Origin of the sequence: Rhizobium sp. R86522, assembly GCF_042466255.1 — a bacterium.
Taxonomy (GTDB): domain Bacteria; phylum Pseudomonadota; class Alphaproteobacteria; order Rhizobiales; family Rhizobiaceae; genus Allorhizobium.
The window spans coordinates 1050237-1074260 of sequence record NZ_JAXHBX010000001.1 but is presented as its reverse complement, the minus strand read 5'-3'; the positions used below and the strand labels follow the sequence as shown (position 1 = coordinate 1074260).

21 protein-coding genes and 1 pseudogene are annotated in these 24024 nt (G+C 61.3%); 17 read left to right on the top strand and 5 right to left on the bottom strand.

The window, feature by feature from the left end:
• The first annotated feature begins 7 nt into the window (after positions 1-7).
• Together SJY08_RS05115 and SJY08_RS05110 are read left to right on the top strand one after the other, a co-directional pair.
• Positions 8-2425 (top strand): FAD-dependent oxidoreductase, encoded by a 2418-nt coding sequence (locus tag SJY08_RS05115; protein ID WP_377274903.1) that lies wholly within the window; start codon positions 8-10, stop codon positions 2423-2425.
• A complete protein-coding gene (locus SJY08_RS05110) occupies positions 2422-3351 on the top strand; it encodes a phosphotransferase (RefSeq protein WP_377274902.1) in 930 nt (309 codons plus the stop codon). Before SJY08_RS05115 ends, SJY08_RS05110 begins: the two co-directional genes overlap by 4 nt.
• Positions 3352-3531: 180 nt before the next feature.
• Here the strand turns inward: SJY08_RS05110 and SJY08_RS05105 are convergent, their stop codons facing one another.
• A complete protein-coding gene (locus SJY08_RS05105; RefSeq protein ID WP_377274901.1) occupies positions 3532-4821 on the bottom strand; it encodes an amidohydrolase family protein in 1290 nt (429 codons plus the stop codon).
• A 79-nt stretch (positions 4822-4900) separates the two neighbouring features.
• Here SJY08_RS05105 and SJY08_RS05100 point away from each other — a divergent pair, with 79 nt between their 5' ends.
• Positions 4901-5302 (top strand): hypothetical protein, encoded by a 402-nt coding sequence (locus tag SJY08_RS05100; RefSeq protein ID WP_054151596.1) that lies wholly within the window; start codon positions 4901-4903, stop codon positions 5300-5302.
• Positions 5303-5321: 19 nt separating this feature from the next.
• Here SJY08_RS05100 and SJY08_RS05095 read toward each other — a convergent pair whose 3' ends face one another.
• A complete protein-coding gene (locus SJY08_RS05095; protein WP_054151595.1) occupies positions 5322-6026 on the bottom strand; it encodes a GntR family transcriptional regulator in 705 nt (234 codons plus the stop codon).
• Between the two features lie 220 nt (positions 6027-6246).
• Here SJY08_RS05095 and SJY08_RS05090 point away from each other — a divergent pair, with 220 nt between their 5' ends.
• The 5 genes from SJY08_RS05090 to SJY08_RS05070 all read left to right on the top strand — a co-directional run bounded on the left by SJY08_RS05090 (position 6247) and on the right by SJY08_RS05070 (position 12021).
• Positions 6247-7083 (top strand): ABC transporter ATP-binding protein, encoded by an 837-nt coding sequence (locus SJY08_RS05090; RefSeq protein ID WP_153762465.1) that lies wholly within the window; start codon positions 6247-6249, stop codon positions 7081-7083.
• A gap of 1 nt (position 7084) precedes the next feature.
• Positions 7085-7861: an ABC transporter permease gene (locus SJY08_RS05085; RefSeq protein ID WP_377274900.1), complete on the top strand. Its 777-nt coding sequence runs from the start codon at positions 7085-7087 to the stop codon at positions 7859-7861.
• A 24-nt stretch (positions 7862-7885) separates the two neighbouring features.
• Positions 7886-8908 (top strand): ABC transporter substrate-binding protein, encoded by a 1023-nt coding sequence (locus tag SJY08_RS05080; protein ID WP_054151592.1) that lies wholly within the window; start codon positions 7886-7888, stop codon positions 8906-8908.
• A 96-nt stretch (positions 8909-9004) separates the two neighbouring features.
• Positions 9005-10573, top strand: coding sequence for a gamma-glutamyltransferase family protein (locus SJY08_RS05075; protein WP_377274899.1), 1569 nt, complete (start codon positions 9005-9007; stop codon positions 10571-10573).
• On the top strand, positions 10570-12021 hold the full coding sequence (locus SJY08_RS05070; protein WP_377274898.1) for an amidohydrolase family protein: 1452 nt from the start codon (positions 10570-10572) through the stop codon (positions 12019-12021). Before SJY08_RS05075 ends, SJY08_RS05070 begins: the two co-directional genes overlap by 4 nt.
• A gap of 13 nt (positions 12022-12034) precedes the next feature.
• On the opposite strand, the gene SJY08_RS05065 is transcribed toward SJY08_RS05070, so the two are convergent.
• Entirely contained in the window at positions 12035-13819 is a 1785-nt protein-coding gene (locus SJY08_RS05065; RefSeq protein WP_082347863.1) for a sigma-54-dependent Fis family transcriptional regulator, read from the bottom strand.
• 332 nt (positions 13820-14151) lie between these two features.
• Between SJY08_RS05065 and SJY08_RS05060 the strand changes: the two genes are divergently transcribed.
• Together SJY08_RS05060 and SJY08_RS05055 are read left to right on the top strand one after the other, a co-directional pair.
• Positions 14152-15618 (top strand): benzaldehyde dehydrogenase, encoded by a 1467-nt coding sequence (locus SJY08_RS05060; protein ID WP_377274897.1) that lies wholly within the window; start codon positions 14152-14154, stop codon positions 15616-15618.
• Positions 15619-15705: 87 nt separating this feature from the next.
• Complete coding sequence (locus SJY08_RS05055; protein ID WP_377274896.1) at positions 15706-16473, top strand: coniferyl-alcohol dehydrogenase; 768 nt, start codon at positions 15706-15708, stop codon at positions 16471-16473.
• 58 nt (positions 16474-16531) lie between these two features.
• On the opposite strand, the gene SJY08_RS05050 is transcribed toward SJY08_RS05055, so the two are convergent.
• A complete protein-coding gene (locus SJY08_RS05050) occupies positions 16532-17530 on the bottom strand; it encodes a bile acid:sodium symporter family protein (RefSeq protein WP_377274895.1) in 999 nt (332 codons plus the stop codon).
• Between the two features lie 83 nt (positions 17531-17613).
• Here SJY08_RS05050 and SJY08_RS05045 point away from each other — a divergent pair, with 83 nt between their 5' ends.
• The 6 genes from SJY08_RS05045 to ggt all read left to right on the top strand — a co-directional run bounded on the left by SJY08_RS05045 (position 17614) and on the right by ggt (position 23291).
• A complete protein-coding gene (locus tag SJY08_RS05045) occupies positions 17614-18474 on the top strand; it encodes a LysR family transcriptional regulator (RefSeq protein ID WP_377274894.1) in 861 nt (286 codons plus the stop codon).
• 89 nt (positions 18475-18563) lie between these two features.
• Positions 18564-19238: a GntR family transcriptional regulator gene (locus tag SJY08_RS05040; protein ID WP_377274893.1), complete on the top strand. Its 675-nt coding sequence runs from the start codon at positions 18564-18566 to the stop codon at positions 19236-19238.
• 93 nt (positions 19239-19331) lie between these two features.
• The gene (locus tag SJY08_RS05035) at positions 19332-20183 is read left to right on the top strand and encodes a transporter substrate-binding domain-containing protein (RefSeq protein WP_377274892.1); all 852 of its coding nucleotides are present in this window, start codon (positions 19332-19334) and stop codon (positions 20181-20183) included.
• A gap of 72 nt (positions 20184-20255) precedes the next feature.
• A complete protein-coding gene (locus SJY08_RS05030; RefSeq protein ID WP_377274891.1) occupies positions 20256-20966 on the top strand; it encodes an ABC transporter permease in 711 nt (236 codons plus the stop codon).
• Entirely contained in the window at positions 20966-21658 is a 693-nt protein-coding gene (locus SJY08_RS05025; protein ID WP_377274890.1) for an ABC transporter permease, read from the top strand. Before SJY08_RS05030 ends, SJY08_RS05025 begins: the two co-directional genes overlap by 1 nt.
• Before the next feature lie 37 nt (positions 21659-21695).
• Complete coding sequence (ggt, locus tag SJY08_RS05020) at positions 21696-23291, top strand: gamma-glutamyltransferase (RefSeq protein WP_377274889.1); 1596 nt, start codon at positions 21696-21698, stop codon at positions 23289-23291.
• Positions 23292-23383: 92 nt separating this feature from the next.
• Here ggt and SJY08_RS05015 read toward each other — a convergent pair whose 3' ends face one another.
• The gene (locus tag SJY08_RS05015; protein ID WP_156323034.1) at positions 23384-23533 is read right to left on the bottom strand and encodes a hypothetical protein; all 150 of its coding nucleotides are present in this window, start codon (positions 23531-23533) and stop codon (positions 23384-23386) included.
• A gap of 9 nt (positions 23534-23542) precedes the next feature.
• On the opposite strand from SJY08_RS05015, the pseudogene SJY08_RS05010 reads away from it, so the two are divergent.
• Positions 23543-24001, top strand: a pseudogene (locus SJY08_RS05010) (glutathione ABC transporter ATP-binding protein GsiA); the annotation flags it as partial.
• Positions 24002-24024 lie beyond the last annotated feature (23 nt).

The window sequence follows — 24024 nt, the reverse complement described above, 5'->3', positions numbered from 1 at the left end:
TTTCCCAATGCCATTCCGCGCTGATCGTCATGTCCACATTCTCATCATCGGCGGCGGCGCAATCGGCACCTCCGTCGCCTATCACCTCGCCCGCGACGGGGCGAAGGATGTCCTGCTGGTCGAAAAGGCCATGCTCACCCATGGCTGCACCTGGCATGCGGCAGGCCTCGTCGGCCAGCTTCGCGGCAAGCGCAATCTGACCCGGCTGATGCAAAATTCCGTCGCGGTCTTCGATCGCCTGGAACAGGAAACGGGCCAGCACATTGCCTGGAAGAAGGTGGGCTCGCTCAGGCTTGCCGGAAGTCCTGAGCGCTGGAGCGAAATTCGCCGTTCGATGACCCAGGCAAAAAGCTTCGGCGTCGAATGCTACTCCCTCTCCGCTGAAGAGGCAGCGAACCGTTTCCCTTACATCGTCAAGGAGGGCATCGAGGGTGCCGCCTTCATACCCGGCGACGGCTATATCGATCCCTATTCCCTGACCATGGCCTATGCCAAGGGCGCGCGGATGAACGGCGTGAAGATCGAGGAAGGGGTGACGGTCGAGGAGATTGTCATCGAGAACCGCCGGGCCGTCGGCGTGGTGACGAATGGCGGGACGATCTCCTGCGATATTCTCGTCAATTGTGCCGGCCTCTGGGCGAAACGCGTCGGTGAGATGGCCGGCGTCCCGCTCGCGGCAGGCGTCGTGGAGCACCAGTATTTCCTCACCGAAAAAAAGCTCACTCCACCCCCGGATCTCACCACCCTGCGCGATCCCGACAACAATTTCTATCTGAAGCCGGACACCGGCTCCTTCGCCATCGGCGGCTGGGAGGATGGCACGAAGGGTTGCTGGCGTGGCAAGGCGCCGCTCGATTTCGGTCGCGAACTGTTCGAGCCGAACTGGGACCGGTTGGAGCTCTTTGCCCTGCCGACCGCGACCCGCATTCCCGCCCTCAACGAGATCGGCATCCAGACGGTGATCAACGGCCCGATCCCCGTCTCCTTCGACGGCGAGCCGATCATGGGGCTTGCCCCGGGCCTCGACAATTTCTACGTCGCCTGCGGCTTCACCGCCGGCATCGCCGCTTCAGGCGGAGCCGGCGTTGCGCTTTCCAACCTCATCCTGCACGGCGATGCCGGCATGGATCTCTGGCCTTTCGACGTCCGTCGCTTCGGCGCTGTCCATGCCCAGGGACGTTATCTGGAAGAACGCGCCATCGAGGCTTACGGCGCCTACTACAAGGTCCATTGGCCAGGCGAGGAAGCGCAGGCCGTCCGAGGTCTGCGCCGATCGCCGCTGCACGATGTCCTGGCGAGAAATGGCGCCGTCTTCGGCTCGAAATTTGGTTGGGAACGGCCCAACTGGTTTTCGCAAGCGGGGCCGGAAGCCAGGGACATCCCCTCTTTCGAGGGCAAGCCGAACTGGTTCGACACCGTCGGCGGCGAGGTGAAGGCGATCCGCGAACGCGTGGCGCTCATCGATCAGTCCTCCTTCTCCAAGTTCGAGATCAGCGGGCCCGGCGCATGGGCTGCCATGCAGCGGATCGCGGCCAATGATCTGTCCGGCCCGCCGGGCAAGGCCGTGTACACCCAGCTCTGCAACGAGCGCGGCGGCATCGAGGCTGATGTGACGATCGTCCATCTCGCCGACGACCTCCTCTACCTGATCACCGGATCCGGCTTCGGCGTCCGAGACGGCAACTGGGTTTCCCGCCACCTGCCGGCAGGCGTCTGCCTGCGCGACGTCACAAATCGCTTCGCCACCCTCAACATCTGCGGACCGCGGGCGCGTGACGTCCTGCAAAGCATCTCCGACGACGACCTCTGCAATGATGCGCTGCCCTTCCTCGCCGCAAGACGCATCGACATAGGCTCAGCCTCGGCGCTTGCGGTCCGCATCGGTTATGTTGGCGAACTCGGCTATGAACTTTATATCGACCAGGAATACGCCTCCCATGTCTACGATACCCTGAAAACGGCCGGACAAGCCTCAGGCATCGCCGATGCCGGATACCGGGCCATCGATGCGGCCCGCATGGAAAAGGGCTATCTCTACTGGTCCGGCGACATCACGCCCGACTACAATCCGTATGAGGCTGGTCTCGGCTTCTGCGTCGCGCTCGACAAAGGCGACTTCATCGGCCGGGAGGCCCTGGCGACGATCAAGGCGGACGGCGTGAAGCGCAGGCTCGTTTCCTACACCGTCGACGGCTTCGCCCCCTTCCACGGCGGCGAGGCGGTTCTACTCGATGGCAAGGTCGTGGGCTCCACGGCCAGCACCGGTTACGGATATACGCTCGGCAAGACCATTGCCTTCGGTTACCTGCCAACTGAGATTGCCACAGGCGAGCACTTCCAGATCGAGGCCTTCGGCAGGACCTATGAAGCCCGCCGGGGCGCCCGCACCCTCTATGATGCGAAGATGGAGAGGCTGAAGGCATGAACGAAGAGACCGAGATCGCGCTCGCCCGGGAAACAGTGAAGACGATCCCCCTGCTGGCCGGTCATGACGGCCCGATCGAACGCCTGGGCGGCCTCACCAATCTGGTATTCCGCGTCGGGGACCACTGCCTGCGCATCCCTGGCAAGGGCACAGAGGAATACATTGATCGCGCCAACGAGATGATGGCGACAGAGGCAGTCGCCTTTGCCGGTGTCGGCCCGGACATTCTCTTTGCGGACGCGACAAGCGGCATCTTCGTCTCCCGTTTCCTGGATGGGGCAGCGACCATGACACCGGAGCAGTTTCGGTCGCGAGCCGGCGCCCCTGCCAGGGCAGGCAAGGCCTTTCGCAAACTGCATGACAGTGGCGCCATCTTCCCTGCACGCTTCGAACTCTTCGCGATGATCGACAGCTACCTCGGCATCCTCGCCACGAAGGATGTCGACCTGCCGGAAGGATATCATGACGTCCTAAGCGAGGCGGAGGCGGTGCGGGCAGCGCTATCGGCCCATCCGCTGCCGAATGTCGCCTGCCACTGCGATCCGCTTTGCGAAAACTTCCTCGACAGTGGTGAGCGCATGTGGATCGTCGACTGGGAATATTCCGGCATGAACGACCCCATGTGGGATCTCGGCGATCTCTGCGTCGAAGGCGGTTTCGGGCCGGAGCAGGAGGAAGAAATGATCCTTGCTTATTTCGGCGGTGAGCCCACTGCCGCCGAGCGTGGGCGCATCGTCATATATAAGGCAATGTGCGACCTTCTATGGACACTCTGGGGCCTAATACAGCTCGCAAACGACAATCCTGCAGACGACTTCCGCAGTTATGCCGATAGGCGCTTCGCCCGTTGCAGAGCTCTGATGGGTACAAGCCTTTTCGCCGAGGCATTAGAGGCGGTTGCGACGTCCAAGTCGGCCGACACATGACACCAAAAGGTCCTTTTGCCCATCGGTTATCGACAAACTATCCAATACTGAACCATCACAAAACGCGGGAGACGCGGGCATCCGACGGCAACTGGATCAGCGCGTCCTGACGTGGAGAAGGCTCCAGCCCTTGCACTGGTAGAGCGATAGATCTGTCTGCAGTCTTGTTTCGAGGAAGGCTTACGGCCCCTCGGCAATCATCTCAGCCTGTGCGATCGGCGTTCGTCGACTATGAAAAATTTCGGCCCGTCGCTCGAATGTTTTCCTGCCTTTCTTTAGACCCATCAAGGCGGGCGCGATGCTGCCGAAAGCCTCATCTTCCAAAGTGGCATCAAGAACGATCAGATCTGCGAAAAGGCCCGGCGCGATGCCGTAGGCGTCGATACGCATCAGGCGCGCGGCATCCCCCGTGATCATATCGAGGCATTGGGAGAAACCTTCGGGTCCTATGTGCATGAGGTTTGCGTAGAGATTGGCCATGCGAAGCAAAGAACAATCCCCGTAAGGCGTGAACGGATTCATCACGTTGTTCGTCGCAATCGACGTCGTGATGCCTCGGTCCGCCAATAGGTGCACAGGTGCAACGCCGCGTACGGCACGAAACCCCTTGTCGCGCCCGTTCAGATAGAGATCGGTCGAAGGCAGGGCGGTCACCGCAACGCCGGCGGCCAATAGCTGGGTGACATGCCGCTCGAAGAGCGCCTCCTCCATTGCAGCCAGCTTGGTGACGTGTCCGATCGCCACCCGCCCCTGCCAGCCCTTGGCTTCCGTCAAGCGACAGATGTCATCCATATGGGTCCAGCTTGGATCAAGATCGAAATCAAGGTGGAAGTCGAGATCGACATCATGGCGCTCTGCCATGTCAAACAGACGCTCCATATGCGCTCTAGGATCGCTGTCGGTATAGGGGCAGCCGCCGAGAAGATCCGCGCCACTGTCTAGCGCCTGCTCCAGCAACGCCTCGGTGCCGGGATCGTTAAACAGGCCCTCCTGGGGAAAGACGCAGATAGAGAGGTCGATGGCGAAGGCATAGTCGCGTTTCAGCCGCTGGATAGCAGCAAGGCTTCGCAGACCGACACGCGGATCGACCTCCACATGCGTGCGCATGTGCATGGTGCCTTGCAGGATAGCCATTTCGATGGTTCGGGCACCACGGCGATAGACATCTTCTTCCGTGAATTCCTGCTTCAGCCGCGACACTGCAGCAACTGCGCCTTTCAACCCTCCCCCAACACCCCTGCAGCATGCAAGAAGACAGGATTTGTCCAGATGGACATGAGTATCGACGAAACCCGGCAAAACGAGACGGCCACCGACGTCCTCTACGACATGAGCTTTATCTTCCCCGCGCTGCGCAACAGGAATGATCGCGGCAATGCGCCCATCACGGATGCCGATGTCCGTCAGGGCCACGCTCCCCTGCAGGGCGGCGTTCCGGATAAGGGTATCGAAGGCGGGAATGGAACTCATACTTGAAGCCAAAATAGGAATTGAATAGAGAAACTGTATGCAGTTTAATGTCGATCATGGCAACAGACGGGGATAAAAAATGAACGACCTTGCGCAGCGCGACCTTCAGGCAGTCAAAGATTACCTGGAGGCCTCCATGGCGCCGGACCCCGTACGGGCAGCCCGATATGTGGATGCAAGCTTCGTCTGCAGGTTCACAGGCAACCGGGTGTTCGATAGCCCAAGCGGTCCCACTGGCTTCAACGCCACTCGCTACAAATGGGTCAAGAAGCGCATCGAGCGCTATGACGTCGTGCCAGGCGACGGCGAGACGATCGTCTACAGCCTCGGCTACCTATACGGCGAATGGCCGGATGGCCAACGCTTCGACAACAATCGCTATGTCGACCGCTTCGTCGTGCGCAACGGGCTCATCGTCGAGACCGACGTATGGAACGACAGTGCCGAATGGATCCTCGACCCCTCCTGTGCACGGCAATGAGATGCAGGTGTGGACAGTTTCAATCGGCGTAGGGAGCAAGGATATTCATCAGATCCCTGCTTCTGGCGCCTGAGCTTTGCAACAGCGCCCGAGATGCGACAGCCTCCAGATGCTCATCCATCAACATGCAGGCCCGCTCGGCGGGTCCCTGCTGGATGGCGTCGATCAACTCCAAATGCTCGCTGACGGCGCAGTCGGAGGAATGAGGACGCGCAAAGGCGGACAGGGACAGGCCGGCGCGGTAGCAGATCTCTGTCACGTAGCGAATGAGTATGGGCTTGCCAGTCATCTCCGCAAGCCGGACATGGAATTCCGTCGCCAGCCGAATTGACGTGCCTTCTGCGCCATGGCGCGCTTCGTGCTCTGCCTCGACAATGGCCTTCAACTGCTTGACTTGGGTGTCCGTCAGCTTACCCGCGAGATGACGCACCACCTGACGCTCAAGGTCGACCCGGATGTCGAAAATATCTCTGGCATCCTCGAAGGAAGGCGTCGCCACGACGGCGATCCGATTGCGCCTCAGATCCACCAGACCTTCGGCTGCCAGCTGACCAAGCGCGTGCCTGGCGATCGTGCGGCTGACGCCAAAACGTTCACCAAGTGCATCTTCGGGCAGCCGGTCGCCCGGCAAGAGCGCGCGCTCGATAATCGCCGTGCGCAGAGCATGACAAATGCCCTGCACGCGATCGATTTCGCTCCGCGGCTGACGCTTTTCAGATGCCATGACGGGCTCCCTTCATGCTGCTCTGGATAATCCACCCAATCCGCTTTTTCAACTCGCCCTGATGCTGCCATAGCAAGCAAATTGCACAATTTAATTGCATGCACTTTTCGCATGGACATTTTACGAAAATGAAACTGCTATGATTTCCGGACTTCGCCTTCAGTGAGCCGATTTGGCACGCCTGTTGCATACAGTTTCGCAACAACTGAAGGTGAGGTGCATGATCGATTTTTCAGACACGAGAGATAGGCATCCCGTGGCGGTGGAGCTGTCGCAGGCGGCCGTATCCTTTGGCCGAGGAGAAAGAGCAGTCGCGGCCCTGCAGGAAACGAGCCTCAAGATTGCCGAGGGCGAGTTTCTCGCACTCGTCGGCCCGTCCGGCTGCGGCAAGTCTACAATCCTGAAACTGGCCTCCGGCCTTTTGCAGCCGAGCAGCGGTGCGGTGATCGTCGGCGGCAAGGAAGTCAGCGCCAAGGCTCTGCGCATCGGCATGGCCTTCCAGAACCCAACGCTCCTTCCCTGGCTGACCATCGAACGCAACGTCATGCTGCCTTTGAAGATCGTGCGCCCGTTCCGCTCGCAGTACCGTTCCAAGAAGAATACGGAGTACCGCGATCGCGTCCACACCCTTCTGGCAGACGTCGGGCTACAGCGCTTCGCAAACCACTACCCCTGGCAGCTGTCCGGGGGCATGTTGCAGCGCGCCAATCTTTGTCGTGCCCTAGTCCATGAACCGAGCCTTCTCCTGCTCGACGAACCCTTCGGAGCGCTCGACCAGTTCACCCGCGAGGAGCTCTGGGCGACGATGCAGTCGCTCTGGATGAAGCGCAAACCGACGGTTCTGCTGGTGACGCATGACCTCAAGGAAGCCGGCTTTCTGGCATCGCGCATCTGCGTGATGAGCGCCCGCCCCGGCAGGATCATCGACGACAGCACCGTCGACTTCGCCCGCCCCCGCACGGTCCCGATGACCTTCGAGCCGGAATTCACGGCGCTTAACCAGCGCCTGCGCGAGCTGATCATCGATGCCCGCACCGACGTCGCTGAGGAGGCCTGAGATGTCCTACACCATTCGCCGCCGCTTCTGGGCAGCCTTCCTGATCCTTGCCTTCTTCGGCCTCTGGGAAATCCTCTGCATCGCGCTGCAGGTTTCCGACCTCGTCCTGCCACGCCCCTCGCAGGTCATGACGACGCTGGTGGACCGTTTCGATGTCCTCTGGCCGCATATCCTGCAGACACTGTGGACGACGATGGTGGGCTTCCTCCTCGGCGTCACGGTCGGCCTGCTGATCGGGGCTTGTATCGGCACCTCCAGGATTGCCTATGATACGGCCTATCCCCTGCTGATCGGCTTTTCCTCGATCCCCAAGGTGGCCGTCGTTCCGATCTTCGTTCTCTGGTTCGGATCCGGTTCCGTGCCGGCGATCCTGACGGCGCTGGCCATGTGCTTCTTCCCGATCGTCGTCAACATCGCGACGGGACTGGCCACGACCGAGCCGGAACTTGAGGACGTACTGAAGTCGATGGGCGCCAGCAAGCTGGACATCCTGTGGAACGTCGGCCTGCCGCGCACCATGCCCTTCTTCTTTGCCTCTCTGAAAATCGCCGCGACCTTTGCCTTCGTCGGCTCCGTCCTGTCCGAGACTGTCGCCTCCAATCGCGGCATCGGCAATGTGATGATGACGGCATCCTCGAATTTCGACGTGCCGCTGGTCTTTGCGGGACTGTTCATTCTCGCAGTGCTCGGCGTGCTTCTCTACGCCGCCTTCTCTCTCGTCGAAATGCGTGTCGCCGGCTGGGCGAACCGCCGCAACGATCTCACCACCACCGCCTGACCCCTCGAACAATCGGAGCTCAACATGCTGAAGACATTTCTCTCCACCGTCGCTCTTGGCCTTTGCCTCAACAGCGCGGCGCTTGCCGACACCGCCATCAAGTTTACGCTGGGTTGGAAGACGCAAGGATCGGACGCTGCCTTTCTGCTCGCCAAGGAAGCAGGCTACTTTGAAGCGGAAGGTCTCGACGTGACCATTGACCAAGGCGAGGGCTCGGCGGCCACCGTCACGCGCATCATGTCGGGTACCTATGATGCCGGCTTCGGCGACATCAACGCCATCATCCAGAATGCCGCGACCCGCCCCGATGAAGCCCCGGTCATGGTCTACCAGCTCTGGAACAAGCCGCCCTTCGCGATCGTCAGCAAGAAGGAGACCAATATCACTACGCCGGCAGACCTCGTCGGCAAGACGCTCGGCGGCGCACAGGGAACACCGACCACGCGCCTGGTGACGGTCCTCGCCACGCTCAACAAAGTCGATCTGGCTCAGGTCAAGATCGACAACATGGGTCCGAACCTGCAGGAACCCATGCTGATCAAGGGCGATATCGACGGCGCACTGGTGTTCAACATCACCAGCTGGTTCAACCTCATCAACAACCGCCAGGATCCGGCAAAGGACTATAACTGGCTGCTGTTCGGTGATCACGGCCTCGACCTCTACTCGAACGGCCTCATGGTGTCGCAGAAGCTGATCGCCGAGAACCCGCAGGCGGTTGCCGGTCTGGTCCGCGCGGTCAACAAGGCTGCAATCGAAATCGGGCTCGACACCGAAAAGGGCATGGATTCCGTCGTCGCTTACGACAACCTCGTCAAGCGTGACCTGGAGCACGACCGCCTCAAATTCTCCTACGAGAACCTGATCGTCTCCCCGGAAGTCGAAAAGCTCGGACTGGGCGATCTCGATGACAGCCGCCTTTCTCGCTCCATCGACATCGTGGCCGAAGGCTATCAGCTGCCGTCCAAGCCGACGGCCGAGCAGGTCTTTGACCGCCAGTTCCTGCCGCCGCTCGAAGAGCGCAAGCTCACCTACACGATCAACTGATCCAATGGCCCGGCCGGCGGCATCCTGCCGCCGGCCACAAATCCCGCGCGAGCAAGATACATGCAGCCAACACGTGCCCACCGACTGGAATCAGGGATGGTTGTGAGCCCTCACCCGCTCGCAACGGAAGCCGGCAGGGCCGTGCTGGCACGCGGAGGCAACGCGATCGAAGCGGCAGTCGCAGTTGCCGCGGTGCTCGCGGTGGTCATGCCCCATTTTTGCGGCCTGGGCGGCGATGCCGTCTGGTTGGTCTGCGACCGGGAGGGGCGCCGCCGCTGCTTCCTCGGAATAGGCCAGGCTGCTGCCGGGGTCACCGTTCCGAAAGACGCTATTCCAACGCGCGGCCCATCCTCCATGCTGACCTCCGCCTGCGCTGTCGACAGCTGGGGCCATGCCCTCACCTTCAGCGCTGCGAACTGGGCCGGTCGGGAATGCTTCACGGACCTGATGTCTCCCGCGATCGGACTGGCCGATGGCGGCTATATACCAAGCGCCTCCCAGGATTTTTGGCTCGATTTTCGCGGGCAAGAGCACCCCGTATGGCCCGGATTTGCAGCAATCTTCGACCATCGCAGCGACGCAGGACTGTTGCGCCAGCCTCAGCTGGCTGCAAGCCTGCGGTCCCTTGCGATCGAAGGATACCGGAGCTTCTATGAGGGCTCACTATCGGAAGCGATCGCCGACGGCCTGGCGAAAGTAGGCTCGCCGCTCAACACAGCGGATCTGGCAGCCACCCGCACGCGTGAGGTCGATCCGCTGGCGCTGGATTATCGCGGAACGCTGCTGCTGGCGCCGCCGCCCCCAACGCAGGGCTGCTCGACGCTTGCCATCATGGGCGTTCTCTCCCGGTTTGATCTCGTAGAGACGACCCCACGAACTGCTGCCCGGATGCATCTGCTTGTCGAGGCGACCAAACAGGCTTTCCTGAAGCGTTCATCGATCGCCGATCCGGATTTCGATACTGGAAAGCATGACCCGGCCGCAGCCATGCTCGAAGCATGCACGCTGGACGCCGCCGCTCGCAGGATCGATCCAGCATCCGCCATGGCGTGGCCTCATCCGATCAACAGCGCAGATACCGTCTTCTTTGCCGTCACGGACCCTCAGGGACGTTGCGCCAGCCTGCTTCAGAGCACCTATTTCGATTGGGGCAGTGGCGTCACCGTTCCCGGGACCGGCATCCTCTGGCAAAATCGCGGCGCAGCCTTTTCGACTGAACCCGGCCACCCGAATTGCCTGGCGCCCGGCAAGCGGCCCTTCTACACCCTCAACCCGGGGATCGCGATCCGGGACGGCGAACCCTATCTGCTCTACGGCACGCAGGGCGCCGATGGTCAGCCGCAGACGCTGTCCGTGCTGCTGACCAGCCTGCTCGACGACGACATGACACCCGAGCAGGCGCTGGCCCAGCCACGCTTCCTCCTGGGACGAACCTTCTCCGACAGCCGTGACAGCCTGAAGATCGAGGGATCGCTGCTCCCTGAAGAGGCCGAAGCACTTTCGGCCCTCGGCCATGAAGTTGCAAAGCTCCCCGCCCTATCCCCGATTTTCGGACAGGCAGGCGTGATCCGGCTGTCTGAAAATGGCAGTGTGGAAGGTGCCCATGATCCACGCGGCAACGGCTCAGCGGCGAGTGTTGCCTTGCCTCCGGATCAGAACCGATGACCCATTCAGGAGAGCTATACGCGACCCACACGATCGGCGAGCCTCGGGGCCCGCAACAAAATCGTCGCATCCGCTGGAAAGACGGGGTCATTACGGCTGTGGAAGACGCCAGCCCTGCAACGGCGGGGGACCAGCGCACGCTGGTAATCCCGGCACTGGCCAATGCCCATGATCATGCGCGGCCACTGCCAATGTCATCCTTCGGGACCGCCTTCCTGCCCCTGGAGGCGTGGCTGCCGCGCACGATCCTTGCCACGCCGTCGGATGCCTACAAGGCCGCCGTGGCACCGCTCGCGCGCGCAGCACTGTCTGGCTGCGGCGCGGTCATGGTCCACTATACGCGGCCAAGCGGCAAGCTCGATCCAATCGAGGAAGCCTGCGAAGTTGCAAGGGCCGCACGGGACGTCGGTGTCAGGATTGCCTTTGCCCCGGCGCTGAGAGACAAAAATCCGCTCGTCTATGGTGACGAAACGGCCCTGCTCGACAAGCTTCCGGCCAGCACCGCGGCTCTGCTGCGGGAGACCTTTTGCCGGCCACCCCAATCTCCCGAGCGCCTGATCGAAACGACGGAACAGATCGCCGAAGCCATCCAGGGACCGATGGTCGACGTGCAGTTTGGACCGGCTGGCGTGCAATGGTGTAGCGATGAACTGCTCCAGGCGATCGCGCGACGGTCTGCCGAAACCGGCCGCAGAGTTCATATGCATCTCCTCGAGACACCCTATCAGAGGCGGTGGTCGGATCTCACGTTTCAGCAAGGGATCGTCACCTATCTGAAGGAAATCGGCTTGCTCTCGCCGCGACTGACCCTTGTGCATTGCGTCCACGCCCGCCCGCACGAACTGGACATGATTGCGGAGGCAGGTTGCCGCATCGTCACGAACCCCGGATCCAATCTGCATCTCCGTTCAGGGCTCGGACCCGTCGCCAGCGCTTGGCAGCGAGGCTGTCATGTCGCGATCGGTGTGGATGGTCAGGCCTTCGACGAGGACGACGACATGATCCGCGAGATCCGTCTCGCCAATGCCCTGCACGGCGGGATGGGCTTTACGCAGAGCTGGTCGCGGCAGGACTTCCTGTTGCAAAGCATCGCTCATGGACGGCAAGCGATCGGCATGTCCGGGACCGGCAAGATTGCAGTCGGAGAACCGGCCGATTTTCTTGAGCTCGACTATGACCGCCTCGATCGGGACAGGATCATGGAGCTTGAGCCTGTCGACCTGTTCTTTGCACGCGCAAATGCACGACATGTGCTGCAGGTGATCGTGGCGGGAAAGACCATCGTCGCGCAGGGACGTTTACCCGGCATGGACCTCGATGCCCTGGAAAACGAATTGCGCAGCAGCTACCGACAATCTGTCCGACGATTTGAGACATTGCGTCGGGACTGGCCCCTCATCGAGACGGCGCTAGCTGAGTGGAACCAAGCCTATAATGGCTGCTGCTAGCCAGGCCGGCGCGTTAGTGGAGGCCGTTCTTTCGGAGTCGGTACTCGAGCTTCGCACGGGAGATTCCAAGGCTGCGGGCGGCGGCAGAGACATTGCCACGATGCGTGGTGAGGGCCTGACGGTAGAGATCGAGCTCGGCCGCTTTGATGTGTGAAGAAGATTGCAGAAAATCCGGAGTAACTGCTGCAGGTGACAGGGTGACCTGGCCATAGGTCAAGCGTCCTTCACGCGTCAGCGACGGATGGGACGGGGCCAGTGGTTCATTGGCTGTGAATATGTGCTGCAGATCGATAAACCCGCCCGGATCGGCAAAGATCACGCCGCGCTCGATCAGATTTTGCAGTTCGCGGATATTGCCCGGAAAATCATAGGCGAGCAGCGCATCCATGGCGCGGCGGGTCAGGCCTACCACTTGGCGGCGGTGCCGCTCGCGGAACAGACGCAGGAAATGGTCGACGAGCAGGGGAATGTCGTCCCGCCGCTCCCGAAGCGGCGGAATGGAAATCGGGAAGACGCAAAGACGGAAATAGAGGTCCTGGCGGAAGCGCCCCGTCCGCACCTCGTCGGCTAGATCGACGTTCGAGGCGGCGATAATCCTGACATCCGCCGCAACCGTTTTCAAACCGCCGACACGCTCGATGACCCGCTCCTGGATGGCACGAAGCAACTTGCCCTGCGCGGCATACGCCAGTGATGCGATCTCGTCGAGGAAGAGCGTTCCGCCCGCCGCGCGCTCGAAATAGCCCGGTCGGGACGCTACAGCGCCGGTGAAAGCGCCCCTCTCGACGCCAAAGAGTTCCGATTCTACCAATGTGTCGGGAATGGCCGCGCAGTTGAGTGCGACAAAGGGCTTGGTCGAGCGCTGGCTGAGCCGATGCAACTGCTGGGAAAACAGTTCTTTGCCGACACCGGATTCCCCGACCAGCAGAACTGTAGCCTCCGTGTCGGCCACCTTCTCCACCATCAGCCGCGCACGCAGGAAACTGGCGGAAACGCCCACGACCGGGTCGCCACCGGTGCTCGCCGTCGGGTTCGCCGAGGCGGGATCACCGCTTCGTTGCGTTTTCTCCGAGCGGCTGCGCGAAGTGCGCCGCGATCGTGGCCATTCGAGGCCGAGATACGCTCGTTCGGGTGCGTCCTCTCCCCATTCTTCGGCGTTCTGGCCAACGACATAACAGCGTGACGCCCCCATGCCCGAGCACTCCATCTCGCGAAAAATCACAGGCCGGCCGAAGAGCGTGCTGGTGTAGCCGCTGGGATAGCCGGTCTGCATCCAGCAGACGGGCTCGCTTGCCAGGCCATGATGAACGATGTGTTCGCCCGCTTCGGAGGAATCGTACCAATAGAACTCGCCGAAATAGCGTCCCTTATCGCTGTCGAATTCGAACTGCTTGGTCTCGACCTTGACGAAACCCTCCAACGTATGGACGCGCGGTCCTGCGGCGAGAGCATGAGTGAGATCCTGATGCGGAAAGCGTTTCAGGATCAGCTCGGCATCCCGGACGCCCTGCATGTAGCCAACACGCATGAAGATGCCCTTTGCCGCCTCCATGCCGAAGGCCTCGATGATCTCCTGACGCAATCGACCGAGAACCTGGCTCTGCATCAGTACCATGCGCTGGTCGTTGAGCCAGATCCGGCCATCGCCCAGGGCAAAATGCAGTGCCTCGGTCAGTTCCGACAGTGTCGGCGAGGCACCTGTATCGAGCTCGCTGAACGCCCCCTTGGACAACATCTTGCCCGTCGACTTCGACACATCGGCCAGAGAAACGAGCTTAGGCGGTTTGGTAGGGGTCATATCGACTTCATGCGTTTTCAGGTTTTTCCCATGATTTCACCATTTGATGAAATCTGCAATCCAAGTCGACGCTGGAAGCAGTTTCGAATGAATGCCAGCTATTCCATTGTAGTTTCGAGATTTTTCGAAGCCCAGAAGTGACATGCAACTGCCAAGGCAGCAACTGGCACATCCCTTGCGATGATTTGTTCGAGCCACTTGAGGAGGTGGCACGGAGGACGCATCGATCAGCTGAGATGGGATGAGCGGCTCAACACGGGCCGACCTCATGACGGCGAAGCTGTGCGCGGACCTCCCCAACCAAGGGAACTGGAGGCCCTGAAGCAATGAACATGCATGCGCCCAATTTTCTGGACACCGCTCGCTGGGGCGGGCTGGCCTATATCTCCGAGTGGCAGGAGACCATGGCAGGAACGCTCAATGTGACCGATCCCGCCAATGGCAATGTCCTGGCAGCCGTCGGCCTCTGCGGCCCGGCCGATGTCGCCCGCGCGGCAAAACAGGCCAAAGCCGCACAGAAGGCATGGGCCAAGACCTTGCCGGCTGAGCGTGCGGCGATCCTCAATCGTGCCGCTGACCTTTTGGAGCAAAACGGTCAGGAACTGGCGGCCTGGATCATGCAGGAATCCGGCTCCATCCATCCGAAAGCGATGATCGAGATCGAACACGGAGCACTCTTCATCCGCCATGCCGCATCGCTGGCAACCCAGCCGTCCGGCATGTTTTTGCCTGGCATGGATGATCGGACTAACTACGCCCGGCGCGTGCCGCATGGCGTGGTCGGCGTCATCTCTCCGTTCAATTTCCCGCTCGTTCTGTCCGTACGCTCGATCGCGGCCGCAATCGCGCTTGGAAATACTGTGGTGCACAAGCCGGATCCGCGAACGCCGATCTCCGGCGGCATCATCATCGCCCGCATCTTCGAAGAGGCTGGCCTTCCCAAGGGCGTCCTGCATGTCGTGCCCGGCGGCGCGGATGCCGGTGAAGCCCTCTGCAGCGATCCGAACATTGCCATGGTCTCCTTCACCGGCTCGGCACGTGGTGGCTCCAAAGTGGGTGAGATCTGCGGCCGTCACCTCAAGCGCGTCCAGCTCGAACTCGGCGGCAAGAATGCACTCGTCATTCTCGATGACGCCGATCTTGATGTGGCAGCCTCCAATGCCGCCTGGGGCACCTTCCTGCACCAGGGCCAGATCTGCATGGCAACCGGGCTGATCCTGGTTGATGAAAAGATCGAGACTGCTATCACCGAGCGGCTTGTCAGCAAGGCACAACACCTGCCAGCCGGCGATCCCTCGACCAAGCAGGTGGCGCTCGGCCCGATCATCTCCGACAGCCAGGTCGAAGCGATCCAGAAGATCGTTGACGATGCCGTGGCTAAGGGGGCGAAGCTGCTCGCCGGTGGCACCCATGACGGTCGCTTCTATGCCGCAACCGTGCTCTCGGGCGTCAAGCCGGGCATGCTGGCCTTTGAGGAAGAGATCTTCGGACCAGTCGCCTGCATCGTCTCGTTCAAGACGGATGAGGAAGCGGTAGAGCTCGCCAATCGGTCGGACTATGGGCTGGCGGCTGGCGTCATCTCGAACAATCTCGGACGCGCCATGGCCGTCGGAGACGAGTTGAATGTCGGACAGCTCCACATCAACGACCAGACGGTCAATGGCGGTCCCTATGCGCCCTTCGGCGGTCGTGGAAAGTCCGGCAACGGCACCCGTGTCGGCGGCCCGGCAGACATCGAAGAGTTCACCCAGTGGCAGTGGGTCTCGGTGAAGAAAACCGCGACACCCTATCCGTTCTGATCACCTCGCTCCCCAACCGAGCATCGGATCACCGTCCGCCTTGATGGCGGACGGATTTCATTCACACAAAACCCAGGGAAAAAGACCATGACCCTTGCAGGAAAAACAATTGTCATCACTGGCGTCTCGTCGGGCATCGGCGGTGAAGTCGCCCGCCTCGCCCGCTTTCGCGGCGCAACCGTCATCGGTGTCGATCGCAACGACGCCATGCTGACACTCGACGGCTTCATCAAGATCGATCTCGCAGATCCGGCCGCCATCGACGCAGTGCTTGCCCAGTTCCCCGCCCGCATCGACGCGCTCGTCAATGCTGCGGGCGTTCCCGGCACCGCCGACAAAGACCTCGTCGCCCGTGTCAACTATCTCGGTCTTCGGCATCTGACCGAAGCCTTGATCGAGCGCATGCCAAAAGGTTCCTCCATCGTCAACTTCGCCTCGATCCTCGGTGCAGAATGGCCCAAGCGCGTCGAGCAGCATAAGGTGCTCGCCGACACCAAGAGCTTCGCCGAAGGCCAAGCTTGGCTTGCAGCGAACCCGGTCGCTCAGGAAACCTGCTACCAGTATTTCAAGGAGGCCCTGATCGTCTGGACGATGAAGCGCAGCCAGGCCCTGTTCATGGAGCACGACATCAGGATGAATTCGGTGGCCCCCGGTCCCGTGTTCACCCCGATCCTCGGCGACTTCGTGACCATGCTTGGCCAGGAACGTGTCCAGGCAGACGCCCACCGAATGAAACGCCCGGCGCTGGCCGATGAAATCGCAGGGCCCGTCCTCTTCCTCTGCTCGGAAGATGCCCGGTGGGTGAATGGGGTGAACCTGCCGATCGATGGCGGTCTTGCAGCAACCTACACCTGATCGCCGGGTTTCATCTGGCTCTTTGCCGAAGGAAGCCTGACCGGACCGGCTGCTGAACCTATTTTCCAGGCGTCTGCTGAGAGGACGTGAGCACCGGCTCCGGCGCGGCAAGGATGAACCGCCGCGCCAGCCACGCACAGAGCATCAACTGGATCTGGTGAAAGAGCATCAGCGGCAGCACGATTGCGCCAACCGACTGGCCAGCGAAAATGACGCCGGCCATCGGCACACCACTTGCCAGGCTCTTCTTCGATCCACAGAAGATCGCGGTGATCCGGTCCTCCCGGCTGAAGCCGAACAGCTTCGATCCGAACGCCGTAATCAACAGCACGGCGACAAGCAGGGCGACATCGAGACCGATCACCAAGGCCAGGTCCGCGGTGGAGAATTCAGTCCAGATGCCCTCGATTACGGCATTGGAGAAGGCGAGATAGACGACCATCAGGATCGAACCGCGATCGACGGGCGCAAGCAGGGACTTGCGCGCCCGGATCCAGTTGCCGATGAAGGGCTGCAACAACTGGCCAAGGACGAAGGGTAGAAACAGTTGCAGCATGATCTTCCAGATCATGTCCAGCGACACCCCGACAAGACCTCCCGCTGAAAAGAGTACCGCAACAAGCGCCGGCGTCAGGAACATGCCTAGAATGTTCGACGCAGAAGCAGCACAGATCGCGGCAGGCACATTGCCTCCGGCGATCGATGTGAAGGCGATGGAGGATTGCACTGTCGATGGCAAAACGCAGACATAGAGAAGGCCAAGATAGAGCGCCGGCGGGATCAACCACGGCGATAGGAACCCCATCAAGAGACCGAGCAGTGGAAAGACCACGAAGGTGACCGCAAGAATGAAGCTCTGGAGCCGCCAGTGCAGGAAGCCCGCCACGACCACATCGGTCGAAAGGCGTGCACCATGCAGGAAGAAAAGCAGCGCAATCGCCAAACTGGTCGCTAGCCCAAACCATTCCGCAGGCTTGCCGGAAATCGGCAATAACGTCGCAAGCACGACCATGGCTATGAGCAGCAGGGTAAAGGTATCGGGAAGAAAGCGTTTCATCTGAGGGATCCAGCTGGACAGAGTCTTGAGACTAGTTATCATTAAATTCGATGCAAGCAATAACAGTCATCGGAAAATGTGATATGCTAGATCTCGTTCATCTGCGCAGCTTCGTGTCGATTGCCCAGCTTGGCAGCTTCACCCTTGCCAGCCAGAAACTGGGCCTGCGACAGTCGACCGTCAGCCAGCACCTTCAGCGACTGGAACAGGTACTCGGCCGTCGGCTGCTCGACCGCGACACCCACGGCGTGCGCCTGACGGCTGACGGCGAAGCCCTTCTCCCGCATGCCCGCCAGCTGCTATCGCTGGAACGGCAGACGGCGTCCCTCTTCGAGGCTGCCCAGCCTCGCGGTCGGTTGCGGCTCGGCATCTCCGAAGATCTGGTCTCCGGCCAGCTTCCGGCACTCCTGCAGGACTTCATTGCCGATTATCCCGCCGTCGAACTCCATCTGACGGTCGCGCTTTCCAAGGATCTCGCAGACATGCAGGACAACGGCGAACTTGATCTGGTCTTCGCAAAACGGCGATTAGGCGATCGACGGGGTGAACCGATCCTGCGCGAACCGCTCGTCTGGCTCGCCGCAGATCCGGAAGCGGTTCTTGCAAAACCCATCCTGCCGCTGATCGTCTTTCCACCACCAAGCCTGACAAGAACGCTCCTGATGGAGGCGCTGGAACGCGCAGGACAACCCTGGCGGATCGTCTGTTCCTGTCAGAGCCTGAGCGGCCTGACCGCTGCAGCGCGAGCCGGAATGGGCGTCCTTGTCCAGCCGCGCAACCTTGCTCCATCGGGACTGCGGGAACTTCCGCCGTCCGCCCTGCCAACGATCGAGGATGTCGAATTCATCCTTGTGGCGTCTCCCGGCGCAGACCGAAACACGATCGCAGCCTTCACCCGGCTCGTCCGGGAAAGAGTGGCAAACGGCCTCCATCCCGCCCGCTAAGCCCCTCGTCAGCTTTTGATCAAAAAGCGCTTGACGGCTCTCGGTCGCGATGTTTGGATAAGTGGATACAAAAATCCAGTGAGCCAAACATGCCGATATCGACCACCGCCACGGCGCATCTTGCCTCGACGGCCGAGCAGGAGGCCTATCTCCACCTGCAGCGCGCCTTGCGGATCGGTCGCTACAAGCCGGGCGAGCGGTTGATCCCGGAAGAGATCGCAACCGAGATCGGCATGAGCCGCATGCCGGTTCGCGAAGCCTTTCGGCGGCTCGCGGCCGATGGTTTGGTGACGCTGCGCCCCAATCGCGGCTGTGTCGTCGCTGGCCTGACGCTCGACGAAATCCATGAAACCTTCGAAATTCGCTCCGTGCTTGAAGGCCTTGCCGTTCGTCTCGCGACACCGCGCATGAATTCGGAGACATTCGAGGAACTGGATCGGCTGCTGGAGCGCATGGAACGCGCCGGACAGTCGGGCAGCAGCGACTGGGTCCTCCGCCATCAGGAATTCCACGCGCTCATCTATAATCTGAGTGGTCGCCCGAAGTTGATCCGACAGATTACCGCGCTGCATGTGGCGATCGAGCCCTACATGCGCATCTGGTTCGACTATGTCGACAAGCCGCTCTCGGCCCGTGAGGAGCACCAGAGGCTGATTGACGCGCTGCGGTCTGGTGATGCCCGCCATGCCGAGGCGGTCATGCAGGACCACATCATAGAAACGGCATCCATGCTTGCCGATTACGCCAGTCCCGGGCGGCCCTGAGCCCAGCCTGAAGATATGTCCGTAGCCGGGGGAACATCCGGCACGGATGGGGAACCGCCGTTATCCACGGCACAACAACGAAGAGGAAAAGTCATGACGATCCATCGCATGGCAGCGCTTACGGCTGTCTTCACCACACTTGCATTCGGCCAGGCGGCTCTGGCACAGGATGCGCCGAAATCCATCAAGATCGCGACCGAAGGCGCCTACGCGCCGTGGAACTTCACAACGGCGGACGGTAAGCTCGACGGCCTCGAAGTCGAGTTGGCAAACGATCTTTGCGCCCGCATGAAGATCACCTGCGAGATCGTCGCGCAGGATTGGGACGGCCTCATTCCCTCGCTCACCGTTGGCAAGTTCGATGTCATCATGGCGAGCATGTTCATCACGCCGAAGCGCCTGGAAACCATCGACTTCACCCAGCCTTACGCCGTCGATCCCTCAGGCTTTGCGGTCGCCAGGGACAGCGACCTCGGCAAGCTCGGCGTCTCCACCGAAAAGTTCAAGCTGGAGGATGAAGCCGCAGCGATCGCGGCCATCGACAAGCTGAAGCCGCTGCTCAAGGGCAAAATCGTCGGTGTGCAGGCTGCCACCACCAACCTCGACTTCGTCAAGAAGTACTTCGGCGACATCGTCGAGATCCGCGAATACAAGACCACCGAACAGCACGATCTTGACCTTGCTGCGGGCCGCATCGACGCGCTCTTTGCCCAGCAGACGGCACTGGCCGCCACGCTCGCCAAGCCGGAATTTGGCGACTACACGATCGCTGGCCCGGGCTTCGTCGGCGGCGTTTTCGGCCTCGGCACCGGCGCTGGTTTGCGCAAGGAAGACACCAAGTTGAAGGACATGCTGAATGCGGCGATCGACTCCGCCATCGCGGATGGGACGATCAAGCGTATCTCAGAGAAATGGGTCGGCACCGACGTCACCCCGGTCAAGTAACCAAGGCGGACCGACTGCAGCCGGAGTTCTCGCAATTCCGGCCGCAGGAGTGACATAAAGGGGTTCGCCCGCATGCTTGAAAAAATGCATCTGCTCGGTTTCGCCGAAGGTGGCTGGGGTGCGGCACTTCTCGGCGCAGCCGCCATGACCCTGCTGCTGTCGGTGCTGGGCTTTATGCTTGGAGCCGTCTTTGGCGCGCTTGGCGCCAGCGGCGCTCTATCGGCGAAACGTATCCCGAGATCCCTTGCCGCAGCCTATGGCACCGTCTTTCGTGGCATTCCGGATCTGCTGACGATCTACCTCTTCTACTATGGCGGCAGCGTTGCCCTCACCGCGATCGCCAAGAGCTTCGGTTCCGAAGGCTTCGTCGGTCTGCCCTCGCTTGCAACAGGTGTCATCGCGATCGGCATCATCTCCGGCGCCTACCAGGCCGAGGTCTATCGCGGCGCCTATCAGGCTGTCGAACGCGGACAGTTCGACGCCGCGAAAGCCTTGGCCCTGTCGCGCCTGCAGATGCTGCGCCTCGTCATCATCCCACAACTCTTGCGCCACGCGATCCCGGGCCTCAGCAATGTCTGGCAGCTTGTCCTCAAGGATTCCGCCCTGATCTCCGTCATCGGTCTCGTCGAACTGATGCGTCAGGCACAAATCGGTGCCGGCTCGACGCGTGAACCCTTCCTGTTCTATCTCGCCGCCGCCGGCCTCTACTTCGTCATCGCCGGCCTTACCGGTCAAGTCTTCCGCGCCGCCGAGACCCGCGCCTCCCGGGGGATCATGCACTGATGCTCGATATCGGCTTTTTCCTTGAGATCATCCCGAAGCTTCTCTCAGGCGTACCCCTGACCCTGCAGCTTGCCGGCACCGCGATCCTGCTCGGCTTCGCGCTGGCGCTGTTGCTGGCGCTTGCCCAGCAGGGTGAACACCGGCTCGTCGTCTGGCCCATCAGAACCTTCGTCGCCGTCTTTCGCGGCACGCCGCTGCTCGTACAGATCTTCCTGATCTATTACGGGCTCGGTCAGTTCCGCCCCTCGCTGCAGGCGATCGGGCTGTGGGGGTTGTTTCGTGAACCCTACTGGTGCGCAATCCTTGCGCTCACGCTGAACACGGCCGCCTATGGCAGCGAGATCCTGCGCGGCGCCATCAAGAACGTCCCGCGTGGCCTCGGCGAAGCCGCCCAGGCGCTCGGAATGTCGCGCCTTCTGACCCTTCGTCTCGTGATCCTGCCGATCGCGCTGCGTCAGGCGATCCCTGCCTATGGCAATGAAATCATCCTGATGGTGAAGGGCACTTCGCTTGCCTCGATCATCACGTTGATGGAGGTGACCGGCATTGCCCAGGGGCTCATTTCACAGAGCTACCGTGCAATCGAAGTGTTCATTGCGGCTGGCGCCATCTATCTTTTCATCAACTTCCTGATCGTCCGGGCACTAGCCTTCCTGGAGATCCGCATGACACCATACAGATCCCGCGGCTGAAGTCGTGGCACGAGAAAATACGAGGAGACTGACAAGGATGCGCAATTTCGAGAAACCGACGCGATCGGTGGCCGTCTCGGCCAAGGCCATGGCCGCGACCTCCCACCCCTATGCCACATTAACGGCCATCAACATTCTGCAGGCCGGTGGCAATGCCATGGATGCAGCGATTGCCGCCTGCGCCGTGCAATGCGTGGTCGAACCGGGCTCCACCGGCATCGGTGGCGATTGTTTTGCGTTGTACGCTCCGAAAGGCGGCGCAGAGGTCATCGCCTACAACGGCTCCGGCCGCACGCCGAAAGCGCTGACGATCGACTGGTTCGAAGAGCGCGGCTTGACCGAAGTCACGCGCCAGTCCCCATCCGCCGTCACCATCCCCGGCGCCATTGACGCCTGGACCCGACTGCATGCCGACCACGGGCGCTTATCCTTCGCCGAGGTTCTTGCACCCGCCATTCGCTATGCCGAAGAGGGCTATGCCATTTCGCCGCGCGTCCATCGCGACTGGAAGAAAGAAGAGAAGCTTCTCGCCGCAGACAAGGCAGCAGCCGAGATCTTCTTGCCCGGCGGCAGCGCACCGCGCATCGCAGAAACGCACCGCCAGCCGAAGCTTGCCGCAACGCTCCGCAAGATTGCTGCCGAAGGCCGCGACGGCTTCTACAAGGGATCCGTCGCCGAAGACATGGTGGCGCATCTCAACGCCCATGGCGGCCTCCACACCCTAGAGGATTTTGCGGCAGCCCAGGGCGAATACGTGAACCCTGTGACGACCGACTTCCGCGGCTACACCGTGCACGAATGCCCGCCGAACGGCCAGGGCATCATCGCGCTGCTGATCCTCAATATCCTTTCCTGCTTCGACAATTCGCTCGCCCCCCAGTCACCCGACCGGCTGCATCTGGAAATCGAGGCTACCCGCCTCGCCTATGCCGCGCGCGACGCCTGGATCGCCGATCCGGCCAAGGCAAATGTGCCAATCGATGAACTCCTTTCGGCCGACTTCGCGCGGGGACTGGCCGAAAAGATAGACCTGACCCGGGCACTGACCGAACTGCCGGATTTCGAGATGCCGCTGCATCGCGACACCGTCTATATTTCGATCGTCGACGAAGACCGCAATGCGGTCAGTTTCATCAACTCGATCTTCGACAGCTTCGGCACCGGCCTCGTCGCGCCGGGCTCGGGCGTCATCCTCCACAACCGCGGTCAAAGCTTCTCGCTCAAGCGCGGCCATCCCAACATGATCGCGCCGGAAAAGCGTCCGCTGCACACCATCATTCCCGGCATGGTGACACGCGACGGCCGCACGGAAATGTCCTTCGGCGTCATGGGCGGCTACTACCAGGCCATGGGCCATGCCCATCTGATTTCGAAGGTGGTCGACTACGACATGGACATGCAGGATGCGATCGACCTGCCGCGCCTGATCCCGGTTGGCGGCAAGGTCCCGCGCGTCGAGGCCGAGCACACCGTTCCCTCGGAGACCAAGGCCGAGCTGACCCGCCGTGGCTTCGAGATCGTGCCGGCTGAAGATCCGATCGGCGGCGCGCAGGTCGTGCGGATCGATTGGGAGAATGGCACCCTGTTGGGCGCATCTGAACCCCGCAAGGATGGGATTGCTCTGGGCTATTGAGAGCCCGCAGGCCATCTCATACCAAATGTCGTCATCCGCAACGGATCGCAGAATACCACAAGGCCGGGGAACTCCCCGGCCTTGTTCATGTTTCAGCTGTTGAGATACTCATCCGCGCTCACGACATTCGTATAGGCAAATGCAAGCGCCGCCATGAAAGACGCATGGACGTCGGCTGCGGAGACCGTCCCGCCGCCAAGCTCCAGATCACGGGTTGCGATGGCATCATGGACGACAGTCACGCCATAGCCGAGGTCGGATGCGGCACGCGCCAGCGCATCGCGATCGCCCGCGCTCTATCGCTTAATCCGAAAGTCATCGTGGCCGACGAAAGCGTGTCAGCGCTTGATGTCTCGATCAAGGCGCAGGTGTGCAACTTGCTGATGGACCTGCAGGAAGAATTCAATCTCGCCTTCCTGTTCATTAGCCATGACATGGCTGTGGTCGAGCGGATCAGCCACCGGGTTTCCGTCATGTATTTAGGCGAAATCGTCGAGATCGGCCCCCGCGCCGCGATCTTCGACAACCCGCAGCATGACTACACAAAAAAGCTGTTGGCAGCCGTGCCGGTTCCCGATCCCGAGCGCCGTGGCCTGAGACGCAGCGCGGCCATCGATGAATTGAAAAGCCCGGTTCGGCCAACCGGCTACACACCGCCCCGCCGCGAGTACCGCGAAGTCAGCGAGGGGCATTTCGTGCAACTGTCCTGAACGGCAAGGGCGACCCCCATTAT